Here is a 16,114-nt window from a genome sequence, read left to right on the forward strand (position 1 = left end):
ATGGGGGCGGTGATGTCGGAAGCTGGATTGGCGGTCGTGATTCTGGCGGCAGGACAGGGCAGCCGGATGCAATCGGATCTGCCCAAGGTCCTGCACCGGCTTGGCGGGGTACCGCTGGTGGGGCACGCGTTGCGCGCGGCGCGCAACCTGCAGCCGGAACAGATCGTCGTCGTGACCGGCCACGGGTCGGACGCTGTCGCGCGCGCCGTGGCAAAACTGGACCCTGAGGCGGCAACGGTCCTGCAGGCCGAACAACTGGGCACCGGCCACGCCGTGCGCCAGGCTCTGCCCAGCCTAGAGGGGTTCGAAGGGCGGGTGATCATCCTGTACGGCGACACGCCCTTTATCGCTCAGGACACGCTGGACGAACTGGCCGCCCACCCCGCCGACCTTGTGGTGCTGGGCTTCGAGGCCGGCGATCCGGGCCGCTATGGCCGGCTGGTCGTCACCGATCGCGGGCTGGAACGCATTGTCGAATACAAGGACGCCGATGCCGCGACCCGCGACATCGCGTTGTGCAATTCGGGCGTCATGGCGCTGCAGGCCGACCTGTTGCGCCGTCTGATCGCGGGGCTGGGCAATGACAACGCGGCGGGCGAATACTATCTGACGGATCTGGTCGCCCTGGCCCGGGCCGATGGGCACCGCGCCGACGTGGTGATCTGCGACGAGGCCGAGACGCTTGGCATCAACACCCGCGCCGAACTGGCCGCCGCCGAGGCCGCGTTCCAGACCCGCGCCCGTGCCGCGCTGATGGAGGACGGGGTGACGCTGACCGATCCGGGCAGCGTCTTTCTGGCGCTGGACACGGTGATCGGCCGCGACGCGGTGATCGGGCCGAACGTGGTGTTTGGCCCCGGCGTGACGGTGGAGTCGGGCGCAGAGATCCTACCCTTCTGTCACCTTGAGGGGTGTCATGTCAGCGAAGGCGCGACCGTCGGACCCTTTGCCCGCCTGCGCCCCGGTGCGGAACTGGGCGCGGATGTCCATGTCGGCAACTTTGTCGAGATCAAGAACGCCGTTCTGGACGAGGGCGTCAAGGTCGGCCACCTGACCTATCTGGGCGACGCCCATGTGGGCGAACACACGAACATAGGCGCGGGCACGATCACCTGCAACTATGACGGCGTGTCCAAGCATCGCACCACGATCGGCCCGCGCGCCTTCATCGGCAGCGACACCATGCTGGTCGCCCCCGTCCATGTCGGCGCGGACGCGATGACCGGATCGGGCAGCACCATCACCGAGGATATCCCGGACGGTGCCTTGGCCATCGGCCGGGCGCGCCAGGTCACGAAACCGGGTCTGGCCACCCGCCTGATGGCGGCGCTGCGGCTGAAAAAGGAGGCGCGCTGATGTGCGGCATCATCGGAATACTGGGCAACCACGAGGTCTCACCCCAGCTGGTCGATGCGCTCAAGCGGCTGGAATATCGCGGCTATGACAGCGCCGGCGTGGCGACTGTGGACGCCACCGGACAACTGGCGCGCCGGCGTGCGGTGGGCAAGCTGGTCAACCTGTCGGACCGGCTGGTCCACCAGCCGCTGACGGGCCACGCGGGCATCGGCCACACTCGATGGGCCACCCATGGCGCCGCGACCGAGGTCAACGCCCACCCCCACCAGTCCGGCCCCGTCGCCGTCGTCCACAACGGCATCATCGAGAACTTCCGCGAATTGCGGGCCGAACTGGCGGAACTGGGTATTCAGGCGGAAACGCAGACCGACACGGAAACCGTGGCACTGTGGACCGCGCACCATCTGGCCCGTGGCCTGTCGCCGCTGGAGGCCGCGCGCGCCACGCTGGCCCGCCTGAAGGGAGCGTTCGCGCTAGCCTTTCTGTTTCAGGATCAGCCCGACCTGCTGATCGCGGCCCGCCGCGGCAGCCCGCTGGCCATTGGCCACGGCGACGGAGAGATGTTTCTGGGTTCCGACGCGGTGGCGCTTGCCCCCTTTACGGACCGCATCACCTATCTGGAGGATGGCGACCACGCCGTGCTGACCCGCGCGGGCGTGCAGGTCTGGGACGCGGACGACCACCAGGCCCACCGCGCATGCGCCCGCATCGATGTGGGCGCAACCGTGATCGACCGTGCCGGACATCGCCATTTCATGGCCAAGGAGATCGCCGAACAGCCCGTGGTGATCGGCGACGTGCTGAACCATTACGTCAAGGGCGACCGGATCGTGCTGCCGGAAGGCCTGGATTTCGCGGCGCTTGACCGGGTGACCCTGGTCGGTTGCGGCACCGCGCATCTGGCGGGGCATGTGGCGAAATACTGGTTCGAACAGCTGGCGGGCCTGCCCTGCGACATCGATGTCGCGTCCGAATTCCGCTATCGCGAGCCGCCTTTGTCGGATCGCAGCCTGTTCGTTGCCGTCAGCCAGTCGGGAGAGACCGCGGACACGCTGGCCGCTCTGCACTATGCGCGCGGCAAGGTCGCCCGGACCGTGGGATTGGTGAACGTCGGCACCTCGGCCATCGCACGCGATGCGGACATGGCACTGCCGACGCTGGCGGGGATCGAGGTCAGCGTCGCGTCCTCCAAGGCATTCACCTGCCAATTGGCAGTTCTGGCCGTCCTGGCGCTGAAGGCGGCGCATGATCGCGGCCGGATCGACGATACCGGTTTGATGGCGCATCTGCGCGACCTGCGTGCCATTCCCGCGCTGCTGGCGCAGGCGCTGGCCCTGTCGGACGAATGCCGGACGCAGGCCGACTGGTTGGCGCAGGCCCGCGACGTGCTGTATCTGGGCCGCGGCGCGCTGTACCCCGTCGCCTTGGAAGGCGCGCTCAAGCTTAAGGAACTGAGCTATATCCATGCCGAGGGCTATGCGTCCGGAGAGCTGAAGCACGGCCCCATCGCCCTGATCGACGGCGACGTGCCGGTGGTGGTGCTGGCGCCGCATGATGCGCTGTTCGACAAGACCATCTCGAACATGCAGGAGGTGATGGCGCGTCACGGACAGGTGCTGCTGATTTCGGACGCGGCGGGGATCGCGGCGGCCGGTGACGGCATCACCGCCAGCCTGGCCCTGCCCACCGGCGGCGGGGTGTTCCAGCCGATCCTTTATGCGGTGCCCATGCAGTATCTTGCCTATCACACGGCCGTCGCCAAGGGCACGGATGTCGATCAGCCCAGAAATCTGGCGAAATCCGTGACCGTCGAATGAAATAGGCCCGCCTCGGTGGGCCTTTTCCTACAGGCGGCGAAAGGTCACGTAATGGGGCGGACGCCCCTCACGCAGGGCCTTCTGTTCATAGCGGGTGCTGATCCAGTCGTCCCAAGCCACCGGCGTATCATCGACCGTCTCGAACCCTGCCGGCGGCACTTCCTCACGGGTCTGGCGGATATAGTCGGGGATGTCGCTGGCCGCGCGAAAGATCCCGCCGGGCTGCATGATCCGCGCAAGGGGCCGCAGATGTTCTGGCGTCACGAACCGGCGCCGGTGATGGCGGGCCTTGGGCCAAGGGTCGGGATACATCAGAAAGGCACGCTGGACGCTGTTATCGGGCAGCACGTCCATCAGGTCGCGCGCATCGCCCGGGTGGACGCTGACATTCGTGACGCCGGCCGCACGGATCTTGCCCAGCAACATTGCAACGCCATTGATAAAGGGCTCGCAGCCAATGATATTGATGTCGGGATAGGTGGCGGCCATGTGTACCATGTGCTCACCCCCGCCAAACCCGACTTCCAGCCAGACTGGATGATCGTTGCCGAAAATCGCGGCGGGGTCGACCTGCGCGCGGTCAGGGTTTTCCTGCACGGTGATGCCATGGGGCCGCAATTCGCCCAGATCTTCGGACAAATAGCCCTTCTGGCTCTGTCGCAGCGTCTTGCCATGACGCCGCCCATAAAAGTTGCGGCGGGGCGGGTTCGGATCAAAGCCGGATTCGGGTGTGTCGCTCATGGTGCTGGGCATTGCCGCAAGCGCGCCGCGGTTTCAAGCCCCCTGCGCCGCTTTGCGTCCCGCGGTGGCCGGGGGGCTTCGCACCCCCCGGACCCCCTGCGGTCTGGCCAAGCTTACACTACCGTACCGTGCGACATCGGGGGGTCCGGGGGGCTGGCCCCCCGGCCATCGCGGGACGCAAGCCAAGGTAATGGTCAGTCGGCCATCAGACGACTGATGCTGACGGTGACCTCCGGCTTCTTGCCGATCTCTTCCATCGCGACCTGACGGGTGATCTTGCGGATCGCCTCATCCATCTTGCCGTCGTCGCGCACGGTGCGGGCATCGGCCCGCTCGAGGAACTCGGACAGCTCTGCCTCGATCTGGCGCGCCAATTCACCGCCCGAACGGGTACGCTCGGACAGGCCCATCAACTCGACCCAGGCATCTGGCAGGGCGTTGTCATCCTCATCGACGATCACGCTGACCATCGCATGCCCGTTCAGCGCCATCCGAATGCGGTCGCGAACGACCCCGTCCATCGCGCCGATCAGCTGGTTGCCGTCCAGATACAGCCGCCCAGTCTCGACCTGGTCGCAGACCTTGGGGCGGTCGCCCGTCAGGTCCAACATCGTGCCGTTCGTCACGATCTCGGCGGTCATGCCCTTGGCGCGCGCCAGCATCGCATGCTCCCGCAGATGCAGATGCTCGCCATGCATCGGGATCACGACCTTGGGCTTCAACAGATCGTGCATCGCCTCGATGTCGGGGCGGTTCGCGTGACCAGACACATGGTACAGGCCATCATCCGCGTCCCAGACATCGACGCCCGCCTCGCTCAGCGCATTCATGATGCGACCGACCGATTTCTCGTTGCCGGGGATGGTCTTGGAGCTGAACAGAAAGCTGTCGCCTTCCTTAAGGGACAGGCCCAGATAGCGACCGCGCGACAGCTGCGCGCTGGCCGCGCGGCGTTCGCCCTGGCTGCCGGTGACCAGCAGCAAAACCTTGTTGCGGGGCAGCTTGGCGGCCTCCTCGGGCCCGATCGTGTCGGGAAAATCCTTGAGGATGCCGCTGTCGAAGCCGACACTGACCATGCGCCGCATCGCACGACCCAGCAGGCAGACCTTGCGACCCGACGCACGGGCAGCATCGGCCAGCGTCTTCAGACGCGCGATGTTGCTGGCGAATGTGGTGGCAACGATCATGTTCTGTTGTGCCATGACCCATTCCAGGATCGGGGTCGCCAGAACCGCCTCGGACCGGCCAGGATGGGTCGAGAAGATATTGGTGCTGTCGCAGGCCAGGATCTTTACGCCCTTGCCCTCTGCGGCAATCTGGGACAGGCCGACCGGATCGAACGCATCGCCCACAACCGGGGTCACGTCCATCTTGAAGTCGCCCGTATGCACGACGCGCCCGGCGGGCGTATCGATGATCAGCGCACTGCTTTCCGGGATCGAATGGCTGATCGGCACGAACTGCACGCCGAAGGGGCCGACATTGGTCACGGCGGGGCGCGCCTCGGTGATGTTGACCACCTCGGTCGGAAGGCCATGCTCCTCCATCTTCAGGCGCACCAGCGTCCCGGTAAAGCGGCGGGCATAGATCGGCACGTCCAGACGTTTCCACAGATGCGCGATGGCACCGATATGGTCCTCGTGGCCGTGGGTGACAAAGATCGCCTCCAGACGATGGCGGTTCTTTTCCAGCCAGGTCAGGTCGGGCATGATCAGGTCGATCCCCGGGCTGCCCTCCATGTCACCAAACGTGACGCCAAGGTCCACCAGGATCAGCCGTTCCTTGCCAGGCAGGCCGTATCCGTAGACATAGGCGTTCATGCCAATTTCGCCCGCTCCGCCGAGCGGCAGATAGATCAGGCGTTCAGCCATTTCCCATCTCCTTGTTAAAGTCGTGAATGAGCCGAAGCCCGTGCATCGTCAAATCGTCTTCTATCGCATCGAACAGGTCGAACCCCTGATCGAACAGTGGCGCAAGCCCGCCAGTGGCTATGACTTTCATCGGGCGGTCGCGCTCGGCGCGGATCTTTCCCACGATACCGTCGACCAACCCTACATATCCCCAGAACACGCCTGACTGGATACATGCAACCGTATTCGTGCCGATGACCGCCGCCGGCATCGTCACATCGACATGCGGCAGGGACGCCGCCCCCATGTGCAGCGCCTCCAGCGACAGGTTCACGCCGGGCGCGATGACGCCGCCGATATAGGCGCCATCGACGTCTACCACGTCGAACGTGGTCGCCGTGCCGAAATCAACCACGATCAGGTCCGGCCCGTGCCGGTCATAGGCGCCGACCGTGTTCACTAAGCGGTCCGGCCCGACCGTCGTGCCCGCATCGACCCGCGGAGAGACCGGCAACAGGCAGTCGGGCTTGCCGACTACCAGCGGGCGCGTGTCGAAATATCGGTTGCACAGCACCCGCAGGTTGAAGACCACCCGCGGGGCCGTGGCGCTGATGATGCAGGCGTCGATCTGCAGTTCAAATCGCTGCACCGCGATCAGCGTCGACAGCCAGACGTAATATTCGTCGGCCGTGCGCCGGTGATCGGTGCGGATCCGCCAATGGGCCAGAAACCGCGTCCCCTCCCAAATCGAAAAGACCGTGTTGGTGTTGCCGGTATCAATGCACAACAACATTGGGTCTATCCCCCGAAGTGGATGTCTGCGGCGGAAATCGCCTGCCTGCCGCGCGGGCCGGTCAAGATCAGAGCGCCGGTGTCGTCGATGCCGTCAAACCGTCCGGTGATCTCGGCGGTGCCGGTTCGGGCGGTGATCGTCTCTCCCAGCCGTGCGGCGCGAGCCAGCCACGCAGCGCGGATGGGCGCAAAGCCATAGGCCGCCATCTGGCGTGCACCCTCATCGAACCGGACGGCCAGCGCATCTAGCAGATCGTCGGGTATGACCGTCAGGCCGGTTTCCCCGGCCAGGCTGACCGGGCGTAACGCGCCGGGTTCGACCTGCGACACCTCGGGCGCATGCGTCAGGTTGACGCCGATGCCGATGGCAAGAACCGCGACCTGCCCCCCGGCACCGCTGCTTTCCAACAGGATACCTGACAGTTTTCCGCCGTTCAGCAACACGTCATTGGGCCACTTCAACGACACATTCAGCGACGGGCCGCACAGGTCGCGCAGGGCATCATGAACGGCCAGTGCCGCAACAAAGGACAGCCGCGCCGCATCGGCGGCTGTTCCGTCCGGGCGCATAACCAGCGTGGCCGCAAAGTTTCCCGGCGGATCGGTCCAGGCGCGCCCGCGACGACCCCGACCGGCCTGCTGTTCGCGCGCCATGATCCAGGTCGGACCGCTGAGCGTCGGGGCCAATCGGAACCCTTCGGCATTGGTGCTGTCCACGCGGTCAAGAATGTGGCGCGCCACACCCTGAGGCCATGTGGCAGGCGAATTACTCACCCGCAACCGTGACGTCACCCACCAGCGACTGCGCAGCAACCGCTGCAGCATCGTCGATGCCCAGCAACGTGATCGACCCCAGCAGCAGCGCAAATGCCGGGACCAGCAGGGCGGCGTATTGAACGCCACCCATGCGGCTGGTCACGCCTTCGGACTCGGCGCCGAAATACATGTAGAACACGATCCGCAGGTAATAGAAGGCACCGATCACCGACGCGATCACACCGGCAATCGCCAGCCATGCCATACCGCCATCGACCGCTGCCGACAGCACGCCGTATTTGGCCCAGAAACCGACCAGCGGCGGAACGCCTGCAAGGCTGAACATCAGCAGCAGGACGGCCATTGCCTTCAACGGTTCGGCGCTGGCAAAGCGGTTCAGGCTTTCCAGGTCGGTGACCGGGCGCCCGTCGCGTTCCAGCGACAGGATGAAGGCAAAGCTGCCCACATTCATCACCGCATAGATCGCCATGTAGATCAGCATCGCCTGCACGCCATAGGCAGTGCCGGCGGCCAGACCGACAAGCGCAAAGCCCATATGCGCAATCGAGGAATAGGCCATCAGACGTTTGATATTGCGCTGGCCGATGCCCGCGATCGAGCCGAGGAACATCGACATCACTGCCAAGGCAGCGATGATCTGGCCCCAATCGGCCGGGACATTTCCAAACGCGTCGAACATCAGACGTGCGATCAGCGCCATCGCGGCAACCTTGGGTGCAGTCGCAAGAAAGGCCGTCACAGGCGAGGGTGAGCCCTCATAAACGTCAGGCGTCCACATGTGGAACGGCACAGCGGATACCTTGAACGCCAGACCGACCAGCAGAAAGACCAGACCAAACAGCAAACCCAAGGGCAGGCTGCCGGCCTGAACGGCCTGCAGGATGCCCGCGAACTGTGTCGTGCCAGCAAAGCCGTAAACCAGCGAGGCACCATAGAGCAAAAGACCCGAGCTCAAGGCACCCAGCACGAAGTATTTCAACCCGGCCTCGGACGACTTGACGCTTTCGCGGCGCATGGCCGCCACGACATAGAGCGCCAGCGACTGCAGCTCCAACCCCATGTACAGCGACAACAGGTCCCCAGCCGACACCATCACCATCATGCCGACAGTCGCGAGGACAATCAGAATCGGATATTCAAAGCGCATCAGACGATGCCGCTCCATGTACTCGGCACTCATCGCCAGCACGGCGGCACCGGACAGCAGGATCGTGACCTTCGCAAAGCGGGCAAAGGCGTCGTCCATGAACATCCCGAAGAACGCGCTTTGTTGTGGGCGGTCCGCCATGCCCACGACCATCGCCGCAGCCAGCAGCGCCACGACGCTGGCCCACAGGATCTGCCGCGCGATCCGGTCCTTGCCCAGATAGGCCCCCGCCAGCAGCGCAGCCAGAGCGTAAATCGCCAGCAGCAGCTCGGGCAGAATGGTCGAGATATCCAAACCGGTCATCGTGCGTTCCTCAATGGCTGGCGGTGGCCGAGGCCATGTCGCCCGTCGCCGCATCAGCAGGCAGCGCGTCGTTGTAATTCACCAGCAGCGCCTGGACCGAGGGGCCGGTGATGTCGGTGACCAGGCGCGGATAGACGCCCAGGATCAGGGTCATCGCGATCAGCGGCGCAAAGATCCAGCGTTCGCGCGGCGTCATGTCGGTGATCGTCCGCAGGCTTTCCTTGATCAGCGCACCCATGGTCACGCGGCGGTACAGCCACAGCGCATAAGCCGCTGACAGGATCACGCCGGTAGCCGCCACAAAGGCAACCCATGTGTTGGCGTGAAACGCACCCATCAGGGTCAGGAACTCGCCCACGAAACCGGACGTGCCGGGTAGGCCGACGTTGGCCATCGTGAAGAACAGGAACACCAGCGCATAGACCGGCATCCGGTTCACCAGCCCACCATAGGCGCCGATTTCGCGCGTGTGCATGCGGTCATAGATGACGCCGACGCACAGGAACAACGCACCCGAAATGAAACCGTGCGACAACATCTGAAAGATCGCGCCGTCCAGCCCCTGCTGGTTCGCGGCAAAGATGCCCATCGTCACATAGCCCATATGCGCGACCGACGAATAAGCGATCAGCTTTTTCATGTCGGACTGCGCCAGCGCGACCAGCGAGGTATAGACGATGGCGATTGCCGACATCCACAGGACAAGGCCCTGAAGATGGTCCGATGCAACCGGGAACATCGGCAGGCTGAAGCGCAGGAAGCCGTAGCCGCCCATCTTCAGCAGCACTGCCGCCAGAACCACAGACCCGGCTGTTGGCGCCTGCACGTGCGCATCCGGCAGCCAGGTGTGGACGGGCCACATCGGCATCTTGACCGCAAAGCTGGCAAAGAAGGCAAGGAACAGCAGGGTCTGCATGCCCCCGACAATGCTGAACCCCATGACCGCCATGGTCTGCGACGGAAAGTCGAAGGCCAGCAGTTCGGCGATGTCAGTGGTGCCCGCGGTGCGTGCCATGGCGATCATGGCGACCAGCATCAGGACCGATCCGATGAACGTGTACAGAAAGAACTTGAACGACGCATAGATGCGGTTCTTGCCCCCCCAGATGCCGATAATCAGGAACATCGGGATCAGGCCGGCCTCGAAGAACAGGTAGAACAGGATCAGGTCAAGCGCCGCAAAGACGCCGATCATCAGCCCCTCCAGCACCAGAAAGGCGATCATGTATTCCTTGACCCGGATCTCGACGTCCCAGCAGGACAGGATGGTCAACGGCATCAGGAATGTCGTCAACATGATGAACAGGACGGAAATTCCGTCAACACCCATCTTGTAGCGCAGGCCCATGATCCAGGCGTGATCCTCGACGAACTGAAAGCCCGTATTGGCGGGGTCGAACCCAGACAGCAGGAACAGCGACACCAGGAACGTCGCGGTGGTCGCGATCAGGGCCAGCCACTTGGCGTTCTTCTGCGAGGCGGCATCGTCGCCGCGCAGAAACAGCGCCAGAATGCCCGCCGCGACGATCGGCAGGAATGTGATGATCGAAAGTAGGTTCGTCATGTCAGTGCGCGCCCCGCATCATCACCCAGATCAGCAAGCCCACGATGCCCAGGACCATCGCAAAGGCATAATGGAACAAATAGCCCGACTGCACGCGTCCGGCGAACCGGGTCAGCCGTGGGATGATTCCCAAAGCCAGCCCGTTGATGGCGCCGTCGATAACGGCTCCGTCACCGGCCGTCCACAGCTTGCGGCCGATCCAACGGGCCGGACGCACGAAGATCGCGTCATAGGCTTGGTCAAAGTACCACTTGTTCAGCAGGAAATGGTACAGGCCCCGCTGCTGCGCAGCCAGTTGACCCGGCATTTCCGGGCGCCGGATATACATCAGCCACGCCAGTCCGAACCCGATCAGCATCGCGACAAAGGGCGAAACCTTGACCCACGCGGGGACATAGTGAGCATCGTGCATCACATGGTTGTCCGGGTGCATATAGATCGCCCCCTGCCCCACGACGATGCCTTCGGTGCGGATGCCCGCGCCGGGTTCAACTTCGGCGTGACCGGCGTCCGCGGGCGCAGCCTCGACCGTCCCGGTTTCAGCCGGTTCGTGCCCGCCGGTATCGTGGCTGGCCTCGATGGCGGACATACCAAAGAACTGATTGACGCCCTCTTCCTCAAAAAAGCTGTTGTACCAGACCATGCCCGCAAAAATCGAACCGATCGCCAGCACGATCAGCGGCGCGGTCATCACGCGGGGACTTTCATGCGCATGGTCATGCGCATGATGATCGCCCCGCGGCGTGCCGAAAAAGGTCATGAACATCAGACGCCACGAATAAAAGCTGGTCATCAGTGCCGCGATCACCAGCATCCAGAACGCATAGGGGCTGCCGACATAGGCGCTCTCGATCACGGCATCCTTGGACAGGAAACCGGCGAAACCGATATGAGTCAGCGGAATGCCGACGCCCGTGATGGCCAACGTGCCGATCATCATCGCGGCAAAGGTCAGCGGAATCTTTTTACGCAACCCGCCATAGTTCCGCATGTCCTGTTCGTGGTGCATCGCATGGATCACCGAACCGGCGCCCAGAAACAGCATCGCCTTGAAAAAGGCATGGGTCAGCAAATGGAACATCGCGACAGAATAGACGCCGACGCCCGCCGCCACGAACATGTAGCCCAGCTGCGAGCAGGTCGAATAGGCGATGACGCGCTTGATGTCGTTCTGAACCAGACCGACGGTCGCGGCAAAGAACGCAGTGGTCGCGCCGACATAGACGATCATCATCTTTGCCTCGGGGGCGAATTCGTACAGCGGCGACATGCGGCACACCAGGAAAACGCCCGCCGTCACCATGGTCGCGGCGTGGATCAGCGCCGACACAGGGGTCGGACCTTCCATCGCGTCAGGCAGCCATGTGTGCAGGAACAGCTGCGCCGATTTGCCCATCGCGCCGATGAACAGCAAAATCGCCAGCACGTTCGCCGCGTTCCAGTCGCGCCACAGGAAGGTCATTTCGGTCTGGGCCAGCATTGGGACTTGAGCAAAGATCTCGTCGAACTGGATCGATCCGGTCATCCACCACAGCCCGAAGATGCCCAGCAGAAAGCCAAAGTCGCCGACGCGGTTGACGATGAACGCCTTCATCGCAGCGGCACCCGCCGACTGCTTCTTGAAGTAGAAACCGATCAGCAGGTAGGACGCGACGCCCACGCCCTCCCAGCCAAAGAACATCTGCAGCAGGTTGTCGGACGTCACCAGCATCAGCATCGAAAAGGTGAAGAACGACAGATAGGCGAAAAAGCGTGCCCGATAGGGTTCGTCGTCGCCGAAATTCTCATCATGCGCCATGTAACCGAAGCTGTAGAGATGGACCAACGCCGAAACCGTGTTGATCACGATCAGCATGATCGCAGTCAGGCGGTCAAGCCGGATCGCCCATTCGCTGGTGAAATCACCCGAAACGATCCAGTCCATGACCGGGATGCTTTGCGGTTCGCCCAAGGTCAGAAAAATGACCCAGGACAGCGCGGCGGCGGCGAACAGGATGGCCGTCGTCAGGATCTGCGCGCCGCGCTCTCCGATCAGCCGCCAGCCAAAACCGGCGATCAGGGCACCCAGCAGGGGCGCGAAAAGAACGAACTGAGCCATGACCCTAACCCTTCATCACGTTGACATCTTCGACCGCGATCGTGCCGCGGTTTCGGAAGAAGACGACCAGGATGGCCAGGCCGATGGCCGCTTCGGCGGCTGCGACGGTCAGAATGAACATCGTAAAGATCTGGCCCCCCAGATCGCCCAGGTGGGCCGAAAACGCGACGAAGTTGATGTTGACCGCCAGCAGCATCAGCTCGATCGACATCAGGATGACGATGACGTTCTTGCGGTTCACGAAGATGCCGAAGATCCCGGCGACGAACAAAATCGCGCCCACGACCAGGTAATGTGTCAATCCGATCATCAGTTCAGTCCCTCCGGGCTCTCTCACCCGTTGATATTCCGTTGGCCGGGGCGGTGGCTTACAGCCCCTGCCCAGGCTTGACGTCGCGCAGCTGCATGGCCTTTGCCGGATCGCGATGCATCTGCGCGATCACGTCCTGACGTTTGACATTGGTACGGTGCCGCATGGTCAGCGTGATCGCCCCGATCATGGCGACCAGCAGGATCAGCCCCGAGATCTGGAACGGCAGGATGTAGCGGTCGTACAGCAGCAGGCCGATGGCGTTGGTGTTCAGCATCTCGGTGGACATCGGCACCGACCGCAGGGTGGCGGACTGATCGCTGCTTTCCCACGCACCATAGGCAATGGCCAGCTGCGCCAGCAACACGATGGCGATCAGCCCTGCCAGCGGCAGATACTGTGCAAACTCACCCTTCAGTTTCGTGAAATCGACGTCCAGCATCATCACGACGAACAGGAACAGAACCGCGACCGCGCCGACATAGACGATGATCAACAGCATCGCCACGAACTCTGCGCCCAACAGCACGAACAGTCCCGCTGCAGACAGAAACGCCAGGATCAGCCACAGCACCGAATGCACTGGGTTGCGCGCCAGCACCACCATGAAGCCCGCGGTGCAGACCGATATGGCAAACAGATAGAATGTAAATGTCATCATGCCTGGGTGCTCCCCTCGGATTCGGTAAAGACGCCCTGGGCGATCTCCAGTGCCTTCTGCATCGCTGGCAGGCCGCCGAACATGCCCATCTGATAGATCACCTCGGCGATTTCGCGCGGCGTGGCGCCGGCCTGAATCGCGTGCCGGATGGTCATGCGCATCTGCGGCTCGGCCAACGCGCCCTGGACGGTCATCGCAGCGATCGTCACCAGCAGACGGGTCCGCGCGTCAAGCCCGTCGCGGTTAAAGGTCTTGCCAAACCACATTTCCAGCATGTCTGCGGGCATGGTCGGGAACATCTTTTCGAACGCCTTGACGTCGAAATGCTCCAGCGCAGGATTGAAGGTCCGCGCCATCTCCTGCCCCTGGGTCAGCATCTGCTGAAACATCTTGGTAAAGGGATCGGTCATCTGTAGGGCGCGTCCATCGCCAGATTGCGCGCAATTTCGGATTCCCACCGCGCGCCGTTGTCCAACAGCTTTTCCTTGTCGTAGAACAGCTCTTCGCGGGTCTCGGTCGCGAACTCAAAGTTCGGCCCCTCGACGATCGCGTCGACCGGACAGGCCTCCTGACAGAAACCGCAATAGATGCACTTGGTCATGTCGATGTCATAGCGCGTCGTGCGGCGCGAGCCGTCGTCGCGGGGTTCGGCATCGATGGTGATCGCCTGCGCGGGACAGATCGCCTCGCACAGTTTGCAGGCGATGCAGCGTTCCTCGCCGTTGGGATAGCGGCGCAATGCATGCTCACCGCGAAAACGCGGAGACAGCGGTCCCTTTTCGTGGGGATAGTTGATCGTGGCCTTGGGCGCGAAAAAATACCGCATGCCCAGGCCGAACCCTTTGAGAAAATCCACCATCAGGAAGTATTTGGTGGCGCGGACGACGTCGAAAGCCATCTTTTACACTCCTGCCCAACGGGCCCAGAAGGTCCCGAAGACTTCGAATTTCGCAAGGAAAGCCACAATCACGACCCAACCCAGGGACAGCGGCAGGAACACCTTCCAGCCGATCCGCATCAGTTGGTCATAGCGGTACCGCGGCACGATGGCCTTCACCATGGCGAACATGAAAAACCAGATGACCATCTTGAGGAACATCCAGATCGCACCGTCCGGCAGGCCGGGAATGGGCGACAGCCAACCGCCAAAGAACAGCAGGCTGATCAGCGCGCACATCAGCCACATGGCGATGTATTCGCCGGCCATGAACAGCAGATAGGGCGTGGACGAGTATTCGGTCATGAAACCCGCGACCAGTTCGGATTCCGCTTCCGGAAGGTCGAAGGGCGGGCGGTTGGTCTCGGCCAGGGCCGAAACGAAGAACAGCACGACCATCGGCAGATGCGGCAACCAGAACCACGATAGCAGACCCGCGCCGCGCTGCGCCTCGACGATCGCGGTCAGGTTCATGGACCCGGCCGAGATAATCACGCCGATGATGATCAGGCCCAGGCTGACCTCGTAGCTGATCATCTGGGCCGCAGAGCGCAGCGACCCCAGAAACGGGAATTTCGAGTTTGATGCCCAACCACCCATGATCACGCCGTAGACCTCCAGCGAGGAGACGGCAAAGATGAACAGGATGCCCACGTTGATGTCGGCCATCACCCAGCCCGGTGCAAAGGGAATCGCCACGAACGCCAACAGCGCCAGCATCATCGACAGGAACGGTGCCAGAAAGAACACGAACTTGTCCGCGCCTGCAGGCACGACGATTTCCTTGACCACGAATTTCAGCGCATCGGCAAAAGTCTGCAGGATGCCCCAGGGGCCGACGACGTTCGGGCCACGGCGCATCTGCACCGCCGCCCAGATCTTGCGGTCGCCATAGACCATGTAGACCAACGACAGCATCACGAAGACGATCAGCGCCAGGCCCTGCGCCAGCAGGATCAGCGCGATGCCCCAGGAAGATGCCCAAAAATCAGCCATGATGCCAGTCCCTTTGCCTTACGCCGTTGGAATGCCGCGTGCGTCGCATTCGCGCAAGGTCTCTTCCGTTTCCATCACCCGCAATCCCATCGGCTTGCTGTCCGACAGCAGGAACGCCGATCCGATCAGCAGCTTGCCGTTGCGTTCAGCCTGCAGCGTGCGGACGTGCCGACCATAGGGGTTGCCGTTGTCGCGGGCCCAACCGGCCAATGCGCAGGTGGCATACGAGAACGCGATATCCGCGTCCACCCCCTGCTGCAGATTGGCGGTCACCTCGACCAGATCGGCACCCGCACCTTGGTTCAGCGGCACGACCTGCACCGCGATAAAGGATTCGGGCGCGATCTCTGTCCCCTCGGCCAGCACCGGCAAGGCGGGCTGTGTCCGGGCGGCGAACGCCTCCAGCGCCTTGTCCTGCGCGGTTTTCTCTCGCGGGCGGTTGGGCGCGACAAGGCCCGCAAAGTCCAGGTCCAGGTTCTGGTTCAGCGCGGCCAGATCGGCCTCCGTCACGGCAAACGCATCGCGGCCGCCCTCAGTGTCCAGATCCATCGTGGTGATGCTGCCGTCCTCCTCAAGAATTAGGATCTCTCCCGATTGCGTAGAGATTCGGGCCCGCCCCAGTCTGTCGCTTCCGGCTACAGATGCCGCCACGGGCCGGCGCGCCTCGGTGCCCCCGCCCGTCGACGTGTGCATGCACCCCGACAGGGCCAGAACGGCCCCGATCAGAGCCGTTATCGAAACGCTGGTCCGAACATTGGGGGTCAT

The 16,114-nt window shown here is 63.2% G+C and carries 15 protein-coding genes; 2 read left to right on the plus strand and 13 right to left on the minus strand.

What is annotated here, in order from left to right; all coding sequences use genetic code 11:
* The first annotated feature begins 12 nt into the window (after positions 1-12).
* Entirely contained in the window at positions 13-1,356 is a 1,344-nt protein-coding gene (glmU, locus tag ACJJVR_RS16700; protein WP_405406270.1) for a bifunctional UDP-N-acetylglucosamine diphosphorylase/glucosamine-1-phosphate N-acetyltransferase GlmU, read from the plus strand.
* Positions 1,356-3,173, plus strand: coding sequence for a glutamine--fructose-6-phosphate transaminase (isomerizing) (gene glmS / locus ACJJVR_RS16705; protein WP_405406271.1), 1,818 nt, complete (start codon positions 1,356-1,358; stop codon positions 3,171-3,173). The genes glmU and glmS overlap by 1 nt, the downstream gene beginning before the upstream one ends.
* A 27-nt stretch (positions 3,174-3,200) precedes the next feature.
* On the opposite strand, the gene trmB is transcribed toward glmS, so the two are convergent.
* The 13 genes from trmB to ACJJVR_RS16770 all read right to left on the minus strand — a co-directional run bounded on the left by trmB (position 3,201) and on the right by ACJJVR_RS16770 (position 16,114).
* On the minus strand, positions 3,201-3,914 hold the full coding sequence (gene trmB / locus ACJJVR_RS16710) for a tRNA (guanosine(46)-N7)-methyltransferase TrmB (protein WP_405406273.1): 714 nt from the start codon (positions 3,912-3,914) through the stop codon (positions 3,201-3,203).
* A 194-nt stretch (positions 3,915-4,108) separates the two neighbouring features.
* Entirely contained in the window at positions 4,109-5,785 is a 1,677-nt protein-coding gene (locus ACJJVR_RS16715) for a ribonuclease J (RefSeq protein WP_405406275.1), read from the minus strand.
* Positions 5,778-6,557, minus strand: coding sequence for a type III pantothenate kinase (locus ACJJVR_RS16720; protein WP_405406276.1), 780 nt, complete (start codon positions 6,555-6,557; stop codon positions 5,778-5,780). Before ACJJVR_RS16720 ends, ACJJVR_RS16715 begins: the two co-directional genes overlap by 8 nt.
* A 5-nt stretch (positions 6,558-6,562) precedes the next feature.
* Entirely contained in the window at positions 6,563-7,330 is a 768-nt protein-coding gene (locus tag ACJJVR_RS16725) for a biotin--[acetyl-CoA-carboxylase] ligase (protein ID WP_405406277.1), read from the minus strand.
* A complete protein-coding gene (nuoN, locus tag ACJJVR_RS16730; RefSeq protein ID WP_405406279.1) occupies positions 7,323-8,783 on the minus strand; it encodes an NADH-quinone oxidoreductase subunit NuoN in 1,461 nt (486 codons plus the stop codon). Before nuoN ends, ACJJVR_RS16725 begins: the two co-directional genes overlap by 8 nt.
* A 10-nt stretch (positions 8,784-8,793) precedes the next feature.
* Positions 8,794-10,347: an NADH-quinone oxidoreductase subunit M gene (locus ACJJVR_RS16735; RefSeq protein ID WP_405406280.1), complete on the minus strand. Its 1,554-nt coding sequence runs from the start codon at positions 10,345-10,347 to the stop codon at positions 8,794-8,796.
* A 1-nt stretch (position 10,348) separates the two neighbouring features.
* A complete protein-coding gene (gene nuoL / locus ACJJVR_RS16740) occupies positions 10,349-12,445 on the minus strand; it encodes an NADH-quinone oxidoreductase subunit L (protein ID WP_405406282.1) in 2,097 nt (698 codons plus the stop codon).
* Between the two features lie 4 nt (positions 12,446-12,449).
* Positions 12,450-12,755, minus strand: a complete 306-nt coding sequence (gene nuoK, locus ACJJVR_RS16745; RefSeq protein ID WP_042248542.1) for an NADH-quinone oxidoreductase subunit NuoK — start codon at positions 12,753-12,755, stop codon at positions 12,450-12,452.
* Between the two features lie 58 nt (positions 12,756-12,813).
* Complete coding sequence (locus tag ACJJVR_RS16750) at positions 12,814-13,416, minus strand: NADH-quinone oxidoreductase subunit J (protein ID WP_405406284.1); 603 nt, start codon at positions 13,414-13,416, stop codon at positions 12,814-12,816.
* Positions 13,413-13,826: a carboxymuconolactone decarboxylase family protein gene (locus ACJJVR_RS16755; protein ID WP_405406286.1), complete on the minus strand. Its 414-nt coding sequence runs from the start codon at positions 13,824-13,826 to the stop codon at positions 13,413-13,415. The genes ACJJVR_RS16750 and ACJJVR_RS16755 overlap by 4 nt, the downstream gene beginning before the upstream one ends.
* Positions 13,823-14,314 carry an NADH-quinone oxidoreductase subunit NuoI gene (nuoI, locus tag ACJJVR_RS16760; protein WP_405406288.1) on the minus strand — a complete coding sequence of 164 codons (492 nt, stop codon included), beginning with the start codon at positions 14,312-14,314 and terminating at the stop codon, positions 13,823-13,825. Before nuoI ends, ACJJVR_RS16755 begins: the two co-directional genes overlap by 4 nt.
* Before the next feature lie 3 nt (positions 14,315-14,317).
* Entirely contained in the window at positions 14,318-15,349 is a 1,032-nt protein-coding gene (nuoH, locus tag ACJJVR_RS16765) for an NADH-quinone oxidoreductase subunit NuoH (protein ID WP_405406290.1), read from the minus strand.
* 18 nt (positions 15,350-15,367) lie between these two features.
* Complete coding sequence (locus ACJJVR_RS16770) at positions 15,368-16,114, minus strand: hypothetical protein (protein ID WP_405406291.1); 747 nt, start codon at positions 16,112-16,114, stop codon at positions 15,368-15,370.

This window comes from Paracoccus sp. Ld10, assembly GCF_045064235.1.
GTDB lineage: Bacteria > Pseudomonadota > Alphaproteobacteria > Rhodobacterales > Rhodobacteraceae > Paracoccus.

Bases quoted from the DNA above. Each gene is read 5' to 3' on its own strand.
- nuoI (WP_405406288.1), bottom strand. From the start codon at position 14,314: ATGGCTTTCGACGTCGTCCGCGCCACCAAATACTTCCTGATGGTGGAT.
- glmS (WP_405406271.1), top strand. From the start codon at position 1,356: ATGTGCGGCATCATCGGAATACTGGGCAACCACGAGGTCTCACCCCAG.
- nuoK (WP_042248542.1), bottom strand. From the start codon at position 12,755: ATGATCGGATTGACACATTACCTGGTCGTGGGCGCGATTTTGTTCGTC.
- nuoH (WP_405406290.1), bottom strand. From the start codon at position 15,349: ATGGCTGATTTTTGGGCATCTTCCTGGGGCATCGCGCTGATCCTGCTG.
- nuoL (WP_405406282.1), bottom strand. From the start codon at position 12,445: ATGGCTCAGTTCGTTCTTTTCGCGCCCCTGCTGGGTGCCCTGATCGCC.
- ACJJVR_RS16735 (WP_405406280.1), bottom strand. From the start codon at position 10,347: ATGACGAACCTACTTTCGATCATCACATTCCTGCCGATCGTCGCGGCG.
- glmU (WP_405406270.1), top strand. From the start codon at position 13: ATGTCGGAAGCTGGATTGGCGGTCGTGATTCTGGCGGCAGGACAGGGC.
- ACJJVR_RS16720 (WP_405406276.1), bottom strand. From the start codon at position 6,557: ATGTTGTTGTGCATTGATACCGGCAACACCAACACGGTCTTTTCGATT.
- trmB (WP_405406273.1), bottom strand. From the start codon at position 3,914: ATGAGCGACACACCCGAATCCGGCTTTGATCCGAACCCGCCCCGCCGC.
- ACJJVR_RS16715 (WP_405406275.1), bottom strand. From the start codon at position 5,785: ATGGCTGAACGCCTGATCTATCTGCCGCTCGGCGGAGCGGGCGAAATT.
- ACJJVR_RS16750 (WP_405406284.1), bottom strand. From the start codon at position 13,416: ATGATGACATTTACATTCTATCTGTTTGCCATATCGGTCTGCACCGCG.
- ACJJVR_RS16755 (WP_405406286.1), bottom strand. From the start codon at position 13,826: ATGACCGATCCCTTTACCAAGATGTTTCAGCAGATGCTGACCCAGGGG.
- nuoN (WP_405406279.1), bottom strand. From the start codon at position 8,783: ATGACCGGTTTGGATATCTCGACCATTCTGCCCGAGCTGCTGCTGGCG.
- ACJJVR_RS16770 (WP_405406291.1), bottom strand. From the start codon at position 16,114: ATGACCCCCAATGTTCGGACCAGCGTTTCGATAACGGCTCTGATCGGG.